The sequence below is a fragment of the Burkholderia mayonis genome (assembly GCF_001523745.2).
GTDB lineage: Bacteria > Pseudomonadota > Gammaproteobacteria > Burkholderiales > Burkholderiaceae > Burkholderia > Burkholderia mayonis.
Genome location: NZ_CP013386.1, coordinates 42,820 through 55,241 on the forward strand (window position 1 = coordinate 42,820; position 12,422 = coordinate 55,241).

Annotated in this window: 8 protein-coding genes; all 8 read right to left on the minus strand. The window is 66.4% G+C overall.

Annotated features, from left to right (window positions below):
* Window positions 1–271: 271 nt before the first annotated feature.
* The 8 genes from WS70_RS00205 to WS70_RS00245 all read right to left on the minus strand — a co-directional run bounded on the left by WS70_RS00205 (window position 272) and on the right by WS70_RS00245 (window position 12,146).
* Window positions 272–3,307 carry a type III restriction-modification system endonuclease gene (locus tag WS70_RS00205; protein WP_059473502.1) on the minus strand — a complete coding sequence of 1,012 codons (3,036 nt, stop codon included), beginning with the start codon at window positions 3,305–3,307 and terminating at the stop codon, window positions 272–274.
* 40 nt (window positions 3,308–3,347) lie between these two features.
* Window positions 3,348–5,372 (minus strand): site-specific DNA-methyltransferase, encoded by a 2,025-nt coding sequence (locus WS70_RS00210; protein WP_059473582.1) that lies wholly within the window; start codon window positions 5,370–5,372, stop codon window positions 3,348–3,350.
* Window positions 5,373–5,760: 388 nt separating this feature from the next.
* The gene (locus WS70_RS00220; RefSeq protein WP_059473501.1) at window positions 5,761–6,921 is read right to left on the minus strand and encodes a porin; all 1,161 of its coding nucleotides are present in this window, start codon (window positions 6,919–6,921) and stop codon (window positions 5,761–5,763) included.
* A 288-nt stretch (window positions 6,922–7,209) separates the two neighbouring features.
* Complete coding sequence (locus tag WS70_RS00225; RefSeq protein WP_059597942.1) at window positions 7,210–7,887, minus strand: response regulator; 678 nt, start codon at window positions 7,885–7,887, stop codon at window positions 7,210–7,212.
* 10 nt (window positions 7,888–7,897) lie between these two features.
* Window positions 7,898–9,277: a sensor histidine kinase gene (locus WS70_RS00230; protein ID WP_059597941.1), complete on the minus strand. Its 1,380-nt coding sequence runs from the start codon at window positions 9,275–9,277 to the stop codon at window positions 7,898–7,900.
* 75 nt (window positions 9,278–9,352) lie between these two features.
* A complete protein-coding gene (locus WS70_RS00235; RefSeq protein WP_059473498.1) occupies window positions 9,353–10,207 on the minus strand; it encodes an ABC transporter permease in 855 nt (284 codons plus the stop codon).
* Window positions 10,208–10,234: 27 nt separating this feature from the next.
* Window positions 10,235–11,032 (minus strand): ABC transporter ATP-binding protein, encoded by a 798-nt coding sequence (locus WS70_RS00240; RefSeq protein WP_059473497.1) that lies wholly within the window; start codon window positions 11,030–11,032, stop codon window positions 10,235–10,237.
* A gap of 94 nt (window positions 11,033–11,126) precedes the next feature.
* A complete protein-coding gene (locus tag WS70_RS00245; RefSeq protein ID WP_059597940.1) occupies window positions 11,127–12,146 on the minus strand; it encodes an ABC transporter substrate-binding protein in 1,020 nt (339 codons plus the stop codon).
* Window positions 12,147–12,422: the final 276 nt, after the last annotated feature.

Genomic DNA, 12,422 nt, shown 5'->3' on the forward strand with positions numbered 1-12,422 from the left:
GAGTGTGGAGCAGCGTGCGGCGCGCATCTTTCCCGAGGGCGCACAAACACTAGCTCGACGATGCACACGGACATCGTCCGACGTTACGGATGACGAAATGAAGTGCGCGACATGGCGCGATGCAGCGCGCGCCTCGGGAAATCCGGCGCGCGCGGCGAAACGCAGCAGGGAAGGGGATCGCGCGTACGGATGCGGCGGGAAGCCGCTGCGCGCCACGTGCCGGAAACGAACGGCGATGCGGCGGCCCAGCGAAGCAACGCGGCGACGAAGCTCAGGCCGCGTCGTGCGCGTTTGCAGCGGTCGTCGGCAGATCGTCGACGGTGCGTGCGCGCACATAGCGCGCCGGGTCATCGACGGCCGCTTCCAGCGCGCGGAAATGCGCGGCGCCGCACTGGATCTTGCGCCGCTCGTAGGCCCGCAGATCGCCGTCGGCGAGGCCGCTCTTCGTCTCGACGACGAAATAGAGCCGCGACCCGTCGTTTTCGGCGATCATCACCGCCCAGTCCGGGCTGTAGTTGCCGAGCGGCGTCGGGATCTTGAACCAGCCGGGCAGCTTCGCGTACAGCCTGACCGCGTCGTCTTGCTCGAGCGCGTCGGCAAATGCGAGCTCGGCCGTTGTATCGCACGGCACATCCTCGTGGATTGATTTCGTCGCGTCGCGCCGCATGCTCGACAGATAGCCGGTGAGCGGCTCGTCCTCGAACAGCGACAGCGCATGGGCGTGCTGCTCGCCGAGCAGCTTGTATTCGATCCCGTCGACGAGCGCATCGCGCTTGCAGCGCTCGAGCGTCGCGGCGACGAGCGCGATGAAGCGCTGCGGATTGCGCGGGAATTCGACGAGCCGGCCGCTTTCGATCAGCACCGTCGCGATCGTGCGCCGCGTGAGCTGCGTGCGGTCCTGCAGCTCCGTCAGCAGATCCGGCAGATCGAGTTCGCCTTCGTCGATCGCGATCGTGCCGGCATCCGCGGTCTCGATCGCCTCGACGCCCGCCGCGTCGATCGCGATATCGGCCTTGCGCCACTGCAGCCGCGCGTGCGTGACCTCGGGCGCCGCCTTCAGCGCGGCAATGCAGCGCTCGATCAAGCGTGCATTGTCGAAATTCACGCGAAACGTGGTTCGATATTTGATGCGGTCCCACAGCGCGCGGAACGCATCGCCGAGATACACCGCCTTGTCTTGCGCATCGCGGCGCAGCGCGATGTGGCGACGCTCGTCCGCGTTGCGCACGTCGAGCCGGCCCGCGAGCTTGCGCAGCATGTCGACGATCAGCGTACGCTGCGCGTCGAATTCGGCGGGGAGCGGCAGCGCACGCAGCTTGAGCGCCGCGCGCAGCGTGTCCTGCACGCGGCCGCGCGCATCGAGATAGCCGGCGTCCTTCAGGTACGTCCAAAGCGCCGTCGACCGCTCGATGCCGAGCGGCTGCACGCTGCCGTCCGCGGCCGGAACGGGCAGCGCCGCGAACTGATGCGTTTCGACGACGCCGAAGCGAATCCCCGTATCGGCCTCGATTTCCTTCTGCAGGTTTTCGGCGAACTGCTCATAGCTCTCGCCGGCGATCACCGTCAGCGTGTTGACGTCGAAGCCGCGCACGCGCTCGCCGCGCTGATCGACGGCGAGACGCAGCCCGCGGCCAATCGTCTGGCGACGCTCGCGCTCGCTATGAATGTCGCGCAGCGTGCAGATCTGGAACACGTTCGGGTTGTCCCAGCCTTCCTTCAGCGCCGAGTGCGAGAAGATGAACTTGAGCGGCGTGTCGAACGACAGCAGCCGCTCCTTGTCCTTCATGATGAGGCTGTACGCGCGCTCCGCATTCTCGCGGCTGCCCGCGCTCTTGTCGCTCGTGTCGGTCCAGCCGCCTTTCTTGTCGATCGAGAAGTAGCCGTCGTGCACAGCCTCGGCCGCGCCCGCGCCTGCGGGATCGACGCCGTCGAACAGCGCGCGATACGCGGGCAGCTTCGCCGCGCGACGGTATTCTTCCTCGAACAGCAACGCGTAGTCGCCCTTGAACGGATGGCCGTGCCGGTCGTACTTGCGGTACTTGTCGACCGCGTCGACGAAGAAGAGCGACAGCACTTTCACGCCGAGCGGCTTCAAGCGCAGCTCCTTGTCGAGATGCTCGCGGATCGTGCGGCGGATCATCTCGCGCCGGATCGCGGGCACATCGACATCGCCGTACGCGTCGCCGATCGACAGGAACGCGTCGCCGCCCGGATAGCGCAGTTCGAGGTACTCGGCGCCGCGCGCCGCGTGAATCGCACCGATCCGGAAATTCGCGTAGACCGCGCGTTTCGTGACTCGCTCGAGATCGTCGCCGTCCGCGACGGCGAGCGTCAGCCGCTCGACGTCGCCGGCGGGCGTCGCGACGTCGAGCTCGACGCGCGCCGTGATCGCGCCGCGCCGGCTGCCGATCGATATCACGCGCATGAACGGCTTGTTGTGCGCGTCTTCGACGGTCGCCGACGCGATCTCGATCTGCTTGACGAGCTTGCGCTCGTACGCGTCGATCGCATCGAGCCGGTACAGCATCTGATACTTGTCGGCGTGGGTCGCCGAGTAGCGCAGCGTGCACAGCGGCCGCATCGCGTCGAGCGCTTCCTTGCCGCGCCCTTCCAGTCCGCCGTCGACGCTTTGCGGCTCGTCGACGATCACGATCGGATGCGTCGCGCGGATCAGATCGATCGGCTTCTCGCCGCCCGTCTTTTCGCTATCCTTATAGAGATTGTTGACGTCCTTCTTGTTGATCGCCGCGACCGTGACGATCATGATCTGCACGGTCGACTTCGACGCGAAGCTGCGCACCTCGCCGAGCTTCGCCGAATCGTAGACGAAGTAGTCGAACGGCACGCCCGCGTACAGGCGCTTGAAATGCTGCTCAGTGATCTGCAGCGTCTTGTACACGCCTTCCTTGATCGCGACCGACGGCACGACGATCACGAACTTCGTGAAGTCGAAGCGGCGGTGCAACTCGAAGATCGTGCGCAGGTAGACGTAGGTCTTGCCCGTGCCCGTTTCCATCTCGACGGTGAAATCGTTCGAGCTCGGCGCGCCGCACGGCGGCAGGCCGTTGCGCACCTGCACGCGCGCGAGATTCTCGGCGAACGCGTGGGCGTCGAGCGTCAGGCGATTGCCGACGCCGAGCCCCGACTCGGCCATCCCGAGCGACATCTGCGGCGTCGCGCGCCGCCGCGCGGCTTGCGCGGTCACGCTGAATTCGGCGCGGCACGCCTCCTGGCCGCGAAACAGATCGCATACCGCCTCGATCGCTTCGAGCTGATAGTCGAGATCCGACTCGAAATACAACTGCATGCTCAACCTTCCTTGTCTGCGTGTGGCTCGCGTGCGCGCATCAGAGGCTCCGGATGCGCTTCACGCCGTGCTGCTCGAGGATCGCCGACAGGTTCACCTTCGCGACGTCGTCGGTGAAGCCGCTGTCGCGGAACACGCAGGTCACGTCGCGCGCGTCTGCGGCGCCCGCCGCCGCCGATGCCGCGATCAGCTCGACGATGCCTTCGCCCAGCGTGTCGGTCGCCGCGCGATCGATGTGCGCGTCGAAGCACGCGACGATCGCGCCGTCGATCACGTAGACCGCCTTGCCGGCAATCGCCCGCGCTTCGATCGGTGCGCACAGGTCGAGGCCGAGCTTCAGCATCAGTTCGTACAGCAGATCTTCGTCGGAACGGCTCGGCTTGATGTGCTCGACGGCCGCGAGCAGCGACTGCTGGATGTCGTCGCCGCGCGGGTCCCACTCGGAGACGTTCGTCGAATCGAGCTTGAACACGCGAAAGCCGAGATCGGCGCGCACGCCCGGATGCTCGGCCGCGATCCTCGCCGCCGAGCGCCGCAGCCGCTCCTTCGTCAGTTCGGCGAGATTGAGCGGCTTGCGCCGCGCCGCGCAGAAATCGGCGGCGGCCTTCTGGTCCTTGCTGTCGGCGTCGAGCGGCTCGGGCAGTTGCACGAGCGCGTAGCGGCGGTTGCCGCCGTCGGCCGCGTTGAGCGCCATCACCGCATGCGCGGTCGTGCCCGAGCCGCCGAAGAAATCGACGATCAGGTCATCGCCGTCCGTGCACCAGCCGATGATCGACGCAACGAATTCGACGGGCTTCGGCTGATCGAACGGAATCTCGAGCGATTTCAGGAGCGCGTCGTCCGAGCCGCCGAACGGCAACACCGACGGCACGTTCTCGTACATGTTCTCGTCGAGGAAGTAGATCCGCTGCGGCTGCGTCGTTTCGTCCGCACCGAATTCGACGAGCCCCTTGTCGAGCAGCGCCTGCATCGTCGCGGGCGGATTGCGCCAGCCGCGCTCGGGTACGGGGCACGGCTTGCCCGTCGCCGGATGCGCGAGCGGCGCGAAGTAGTCGTCGGGCGCCTTCTTCTTGTTCGGCCACGCCATCGACACGAGCCGGTAGACGCGGCCGTCGGCCGAGATCCGGTCGTACATCGCCTCGCCCCCCGACAGCGTCGTCTGCGACTTCACCCAGCTCCGGTACGCGACGTTCGCTTCCGCGATCGTCGACGCGCGCGCGATCGCGCCGCGCGCCGCGTCGAGCATCCGCTGCGCGTTGCGCTTCGGGCGCTTGAGCGGCGCGCGCTCGAACAGCAGTTCCGCGTCGCGCGCGAACAGCACGATCGATTCATGCTGGTACGCGATCCCGCGCGCGTCGCCCTTCGGATTGCGCTTGTCCCACACCGCGACGCCGAGCTCGTTGTCCTCGCCGAAAATCTCGCGCATCACAAGCACGAGCGCGTGCTGTTCGTGCTCGTCGATGTGCACGGCGATCACGCCGTCGTCGGCGAGCAGGTCGCGCGCGAGCTTCAGGCGCGGATAGATCATGTTGAGCCAGTCCGTGTGGAAACGGCCGCTCGCGTCGGTGTTGCTGCTGACCTTCTTGCCGCCCGTCGTCTGGCCGGTCAGCTCGAGATAGTGGCGCAGGCTGTCGGTGAAATTGTCCGGATAGACGAAATCCTTGCCGGTGTTGTACGGCGGATCGATGTAGACGAGCTTCGCGCGCCCCGCGTAACTCTTCTGCAACAGCTTCAGCACCTCGAGGTTTTCGCCCTCGATCATCAGATTGCGGGTCGACGCCCAGTCGACGCTTTCGCGCGGGTACGGGCGCAGCGTGCCCGTCGACGGCGTGAGCGCGAGCCGGCGCGCGCGGCGCTTGCCGTGCCAGTTGAGGCCGTATTTCTCGTCGGCGTCGGCGACGGCCGGCGCGCCGACGAGCGCCGCGAGCGCGTCGAGGTTCACCGACGCGCCGTCCGGTCCTTCGGTCACCACGTCCGGAAAGAGCGCCTTCAGGCGCTCGACGTTCGCGGACACGAGATCCGCGGATTGCGCTTCCGGGCTCGCCGCATCGAGTTTTTGCATCATCCTTCCCATCCATTGCATGTCTTCGCGCCGGCGCAAGCCCGATTCCCGGGCCCGCGCGGCGCGGCAAAGGCGAAACGCTAGCGATCCGTCCGCCGTAGGTCAAGGACTTACGGCCGGGGCGCCGGCGCGCGCCGCCGGGCAGGGGCTGCGGCGTCGGCGCCGGGGATCGCGCCGCGTTCGGCGACGCAGATGTTTACCACAGGTTCGGAAGGCGGCCGTCTTTGTGCGGTTTTGCCGGTGCCCGTGCCGCGGATCGAAAACAAAAAGCCCGGCGTGTGAGCCGGGCTGTCGAATACCGCATTGTCTCGCTGGAGATCGAGCGAACGGAACGGGAGAAGCGGAGGCGCGCGACACGGCCGCGTCGCGGCCGGCCGTATCGCGCAGTGGATCAGAATCGCGTGCGGATGCCGGTCGTCAGCTCGAGCTGATTGGTTGAGCCGTGCGTCGATGCAACCGTGTAGCCGCCGTGCAGCCGCATGTAGTCGCCGGCGAGATAAAGCTCCGTGCGCTTCGACAGGTGATAGAACACCGATCCGTACAGCGTCTCCTTGAAGCCGTTGCCGACGCCGGACGTCAGGCTGAAGTCGCCGAGGTTTGCATTCGGAATGTCGCCGTCGGTGTTGTACGCGGCGTTATGCACGCGCATCTGCTGATAGCCGAGTTCGTAGTCGAGCGCGCCCTTCGGCGCGACCTTGAACGACACGGTCCAGGCGTTGTCCTGGCGCTGACCGAGCGCGCCCTGATTGCCGAGATAGCGGAAGTAGCCGGCATTCATGCGGAAGATGTCGAACGTATAGTTGCCGCCGACCGAGAACGACTTGTTCGCGTAGCCCGCGTGGTTCACGTGGCTGAAGAAGCCCGACACGTTGAACGGGCCGCCGTTGTAGCCGAGCGCGACCTGGTAGGTCGAGTCCTGCGCGAAGCTCGTCGAATTGCTGAACGCGTAGCCCGCGCTCGCGAAGATGCCGTTGCTGAACAGCTTCTTCCACGCGAGGCCGTTGTTGTAGCGCGTGCCCGTCGCGCTCGCCGCGTAGAAAATCATCTGCTTGAAGTTGTTCGCGTTCGTCCAGCCGCCTTCCTCCGTCGTCAGCTTCGCCGAACCGTACGGGTCGCCGTAGATCGCCGACGAGTCGCGCGCGATCGTGTTCTGGAAGCCCGCGGTGAACTTGCCGATCGTATCGTTTTCGATGCCGACCCACGCGTCGCGATCGAAGATCTGGCCCGGGTCCTCCATCTGGCCGTCGCCCATCCGGTATTCGCTTTCGAGTCGGAAGATCACCTTCGTGCCGCCGCCGATGTCCTCCGCCCCCTTCAAGCCCCAGCGGCTGCCGCTGAACCACGGCTCGCCGCCGAGCCCCATGCCGATCACGTGATCGCCCTTTGCATTCGCGTGCGACTGATAGGTCGGCACGCTCAAGTCGATGAGCCCGTAGAGCTGGACGCTCGACTGCGCGTGCGCTTGCGGCGCCGCACAGGCAGCCGTCGCGATGGAAAGTGCCAGGTATTGTCGTTTCAAGATCGTCCCCTCCGATATCGTGTTGACCGCCATTCTTTCGTACTACGCAGCGTTGGCCGCGCCTACGCGATGCGATGCGCATCGAACGGCCACGTCATCGTAGTCGGCGCAATCCTTCGCGCCGCTTTCGCGCGCGGGTCGGATATCTCGGGATAAACACGGGTGGTACGCGTCTTTCCGATGCGTCAGGCAGACGAGCGCCGTCGCGCGACGCGGCGCTGGAAAACGTCGGACGATTCGCGAAGCAGGACGAACTAATTGTGCGCGGGCATCCGGTGCGTGCGCCGCGTGCGTGCGGCGTGCGACGAATCGCGCGGCGGCCTACTCGGCCGCATCCTTCGTTCGTAGAATGTAGCCGAGCCCGCGCAGCGTGATGATTTGCGCGTCCGAGCCGGACAAATGCTTGCGCAGCCGGTGGATGTAGATGTCGATCGCGTCGGCGCTCGGCTCGTCGTCGAGGCCGTACACGCTGTCCATCAGCCGAGCCTTCGATACCGTCTTGCCCTGCTGCAGCATCAGCGTCTCGAGGATCGCGTGCTCGCGGCGGCGCAGCACGAGCGGCACGCCGCTGCATTGAAACTCGCGCGTCGTGAACAGGTAGACGAGATCGCCGCACGCGAGCTGCGTCGCGCCGACGCCGCATTGCCGCCGGATCAGCGCGCGGATCCGTGCGACGAGCTCGCGCGACTCGAACGGCTTCACGACGTAATCGTCGGCACCCGCGCTGAAGCAATCGACCTTGTCGTCGACCGAGCCGTGCGCGGTCAGCATCAGCACGGGCACGTTGTCACCGCGGCGGCGCAGCCGCGCGAGCAGTTCCTTGCCGCTCATGCCGGGCAGCCGCATGTCGAGCAGCAGCGCGTCGTAGCGCTGCGCCTTCAGCACCGTGTCCGCGCTCTCGCCGTCCGGCGCCGAATCGACGCCGAAGCCCTCGCCGCGCAGCAGATCGACGATCCAGTGCGCGAGTTCCGCATTGTCTTCCACGAGCAGCAGTTTCATCGAGACTCTCTCAATTGCGATAGGCGGGCAGGCGCACGGTCATCTTGACGCCGCGGTTGCCGGGGCCCGTCGCGAGCGCAACCGTGCCGCCGTGCAACTGCGCGATCTCTTCGACGATCGCGAGTCCGAGGCCCGTACCTTCCTCGTCCTTCGCGACCCGGTAGAACCGCTTGAACACGTGCGGCCGCGCTTCGGCCGGAATGCCGGGGCCGTCGTCGACGACTTCGAGCACGACTTCATCGCCGTCGCGCCGCGCGCTCACCGTCACACGGCCGCCTTCGTGCGCGTAGCGCACCGCATTGTCGACGAGATTCATCAGGAGCGCCGACAAAAGGCTCTCGCTGCCCGCGACCTGCAGGTCGTCGTCGAGCTCCGCGCCGAGATCGATGCGGCGCCGCTCGGCGAGCACGATCGCCTCCTCGAGCACGCCGGACACGACGGCCGCGACTTCGACGCGTGCGTTCAGGCGCGCGGGCGACGCCGCTTCCGCGTGCGCGAGCAGGAGCAGCTTGTCGGTGACGTCCGCCATCTTGCGGCTGCTGCGCTGCATCGACGCGAGTAGCCCGGCGAGCGCCGCATCGTCGTTCTCGCGCTGCCGTGCGCATTGGATCTGCGTGTCGATCACCGCGATTGGCGTGCGCAGCTGATGCGCGGCATCGGCGATGAAGCGGCGCTGCGTCGCCGCATGCAGGTTGAGCCGCGCGATGCACTGATTGATCGCGTCGACGATCGGGCGCAGCTCGAATTGCAGACGCTCGGTGCGGATCGGCTCGAGCTCCATCGGCTCGCGGTCCGCGACGTCGTCCTTCAGCTTCATCAGCGGCCGCAGCTCGAACGTGAGGCCGAGATAGACGAGCGCCATCGCGAGCGCGAGCATCAGCGCGAGCCGCCAGAGCTGCGGATGCCAGATCGCCGCGATCATCATCTGCCGCGACGTCTGCGTCTTGCCGACAACGACCGTCACCGTCTCCGTGTCGCCCGCGTTGTACAGCTCGCGCGTGTATGCGACCGCGCGGATCGCGAGCCCGTTGAGCGTCGTATCGAACAGCACCGGCTGAGCGCCGGGCCGGGTCGCGACGGGCGGGCCGTCGAGATCGGGACTGCCGGCGAGCAGCCGGCCGCCGCCCGTACGGACCTTGTAGTACACCTGGTCCTGCGCGGGCGATTCGAACAATTCGAGCGCCGCGGGCGGCACGTTCGCGACGAGCGCGCCGCTTTCCCAGTCGACGTCCTCCGCGATCGCGCGCGCCGACGCGACGAGCGCGCCGTCCTGCACGAGGTCGGCCGTCTTGCGCGCGGTGTCGTACGACATCGCGCCCGCAATCACGACGAATACGGCAAGCGGCAGCAGCAGCCACCAAAGCAGTCGGCCGCGCAGGCTGTGCGACATGCCGTTATCTCCCACATTCCAGCCCAAAAACGAAACGGCGCACCGAAGATGCGCCGTTTCGCTGATGCATCGTCTTCAGAACGCGGCGGGCCGCCACTTCAGGAGCCGCTTCTCGAGCCGCGTCAGCAGGAAGTCGGCAGCGAGCGCCACGACGGCGAGCACGATCATCGCGGCAAACACGCCGCTCGCGTTGAACGCGCCCTGAGCGGTCGAGATTAGCAGGCCGATGCCTTGCTTGGAACCCAGAAATTCCCCGACGACCGCGCCGACGAGCGCGAAGCCGAAGCTCACGTGCAGGCTCGCGAGAATCCAGCTGAGCGCGGACGGAATCACGACGGACGTCGTGATCTGCCGGCGCGACGCGCCGAGGATCTGCGCGTTCGCGATCAGATAGCGGTCCGCTTCGCGCACGCCCTGGAATGCGTTGCCGAACACGACGAAGAACACCATCACGACCGCGAGCGCGATTTTCGATGCCATCCCGAGGCCGAGCGCGATCACGAATATCGAACCGAGCACGACGCGCGGAATCGAGTTCGCGATCTGGATGTAGAGACCGAACACGTCGGCGAGCAGCTTGTTGCGGCCGAGCACGATTCCGCAGAAGACGCCCGCGACCGAGCCGATCAGGAAGCCGGCGATCGTCTCCTCGAGCGTCACCCAGACCTGCAGCAGCAGCGGGCCCTGCGACGTGCCGTTGACGAACCAGTCCTGGATCTGCGCGACGATCAGCGACGGCATCGAGAAGAAGAACGGGTCGATCCACTTGAGCCGCGCGGCGATTTCCCAGCCGCCGAGCGCAACGACGAGCACCGCGATGCGCAACCCGACGATCAAGTGCCGGCGCCGCCGCAGTCGGCGCTGCGCGGCGCGCTCTTCGTCTTCGAGCGATGTGGTGGTGGTGGTGCCAAGCGGCGTCGGAAGCGTCATGTCAGTCATGCTCCAATCCTTTCCTGTTTATCCGATCTGCACTTCTTCGCGCAGATCGTGCCAAATGTCCTTCGAGATTTCGATGAAGCGCTGCTCGTAGCGCACTTCCGACGTGACGCGCGGGCGCGGCAGATCGATCTCGTACACGCGCTTGAGCGTCGCCGGGCGCGACGTCAGCACGAACACACGGTCGGCGAGTGCGATCGCCTCTTCGAGATCGTGCGTGACGAACACCACCGAGCCCTTGTTCGCCGACCAGAGCTGCAGCAGCTCGTCCTGCATCAGCGTGCGCGTCTGCATGTCGAGCGCCGAGAACGGCTCGTCCATCAGCAGGATTTCCGGCTGGTTGATGAACGTCTGCGCGAGCGCGACGCGCTTTCTCATGCCGCCCGACAACTGGTGCGGGTAGTGCTTCGTGAATTTATCGAGCCCGACGCGGCGGATCCATTCCTCCGCCTGCGCGTACGCGGATTCCTTCGAGCGGCCGCGAAACATCGGGCCGGCCGCGACGTTGTCGATCACCGTGCGCCACGGGAACACCGCATCGGCCTGGAACACGAAGCCGATTCGGGGATCGATGCCGTCGACGGGCTTGCCCATCACGCGGACCTCGCCCGATACGGGCTTGAGGAGCCCCGTGATCATGTTGAGCGTCGTCGATTTGCCGCAGCCCGTCGGGCCGACGATCGCGACGAACTCGCCGCGCGCGACCGACATCGTGAAGTCGTGCAGCGCGACGGTTGCACGGCCGTCCGGCGAGATGAAGCGGCACGACACGTTGCGAAACTCGATCGCGGGTGCATTGGCCGAAACATGTTGATTCATCGCTTGAAGTCCTGCATCGAAACCGGCGCCTCCGTGCGGCGCCGGCGGCCCTCGTGAGCCTGGTTCAAAACTGGCCGCTTGTCGTTCGGATCGCTTACTTCGCGTTCACGAACTCGTTCGTATAAGTCTTCGACAGATCGATGTGCTTGCCCTTCACCGACGGATTGAACGCGGACAGCACCTTCAACACCGTCGCCGGACCGTCGGCGGGCATCTTGCCGTCGGGCGTGTACATCGGCAGCGACGCCTTCAGCGCGCTCGCGTAGAGCGCCTTGTCCTTCTGGTAGTCGGCGGGCATCTTCGCGGCGATCTCTTCCGCGCTGTGCGTGTGGATGAACTGCATCGTGCGCGCGAACGCGTGCGCGAGCTTCGTCGCCTCCGCCTTGTGCGTGTCGGCCCAAGCGGACTGCACGTACAGGCTCGCCGCCGGATACGTGCCGCCGAGCGCGGCGCGCGTGCCGTCGAGCGTGCGCATGTCGACGAGCACCTTCGCGTCGCCGCTCTTCTCGAGCACCGACACGGTCGGCTCGGTCGTCATCCCCGCATCGATGCGGCTTTGCTTCACGGCCGCGATGAAGCTCGCATCAGCGCCGACGGGCAGCATCGTGTATTGGTTCGCCGCAATCCCGTGCTGCTGCGCGAGATACTGCGTGAGGAAGCTCGTCGACGAGCCGAGGCCCGTCACGCCGAGCGTCTTGCCCTTCACGTCGGCCATCGACTTGATCGATCCGGCCGCCTTCGTCGACACCATCTCGACTTCGCCCGGCACCTGGCAGAGCACGGCGATCGCCTTCACGTCCTTGCCCTTGCTCTGCAGGTCGATCGTATGATCATAGAAGCCGACGACGCCCTGCACCGCGCCCGCGAGCAGCTCGTTCTCGGCGTCGACGCCGGCCGGCTGCGACTGCAGGTCGACATCGAGTCCTTCGGCCTTGAAGTAGCCGAGTTCCTGCGTGAGCCGCGCGGGCAGGTAGATGAGCTTCGTGATGCCGCCCACCATGATCGTGATCTTGCCGCCGTCGCCGGCGAAGGCGGACTGCGAAGCGAAGCCGAAGGACAGGCCGGCCGCGACCGCGGCCAAGCTGAGCGCGCGAAGAGTGGTGCTGGTGCGCATCGGGAGTCTCCAATGTTGTCTGTATGAAGCGATGCTTGCTGCATCGTCGAGACGAGTATAGGGAGACGAAGCCTTCCGCAACCTTTCGCGGGCGCGGCTTTCTTTTAGGGGTTTTCCAGCAAGGCGGGGAGCGGGAGGACGAAGGGCTGCTCGGTCGCGCCAACCCATGCCGAGCATCGCAAGCGCGCCGAGCCCGTGCCGTACAGGCCGATGCCGAAGATCGCGTGCGTGACGACGCTATGAAAGCGCGCGGCCGACGGATGCGGCGCGCCGCAC

Excerpts from the sequence above, each read along its gene's own strand:
- WS70_RS00205 (WP_059473502.1), bottom strand. The coding sequence starts at position 3,307 with ATGCAGTTGTATTTCGAGTCGGATCTCGACTATCAGCTCGAAGCGATC.
- WS70_RS00210 (WP_059473582.1), bottom strand. The coding sequence starts at position 5,372 with ATGATGCAAAAACTCGATGCGGCGAGCCCGGAAGCGCAATCCGCGGAT.
- WS70_RS00220 (WP_059473501.1), bottom strand. The coding sequence starts at position 6,921 with ATGGCGGTCAACACGATATCGGAGGGGACGATCTTGAAACGACAATAC.
- WS70_RS00225 (WP_059597942.1), bottom strand. The coding sequence starts at position 7,887 with ATGAAACTGCTGCTCGTGGAAGACAATGCGGAACTCGCGCACTGGATC.
- WS70_RS00230 (WP_059597941.1), bottom strand. The coding sequence starts at position 9,277 with ATGTCGCACAGCCTGCGCGGCCGACTGCTTTGGTGGCTGCTGCTGCCG.
- WS70_RS00235 (WP_059473498.1), bottom strand. The coding sequence starts at position 10,207 with ATGACGCTTCCGACGCCGCTTGGCACCACCACCACCACATCGCTCGAA.
- WS70_RS00240 (WP_059473497.1), bottom strand. The coding sequence starts at position 11,032 with ATGAATCAACATGTTTCGGCCAATGCACCCGCGATCGAGTTTCGCAAC.
- WS70_RS00245 (WP_059597940.1), bottom strand. The coding sequence starts at position 12,146 with ATGCGCACCAGCACCACTCTTCGCGCGCTCAGCTTGGCCGCGGTCGCG.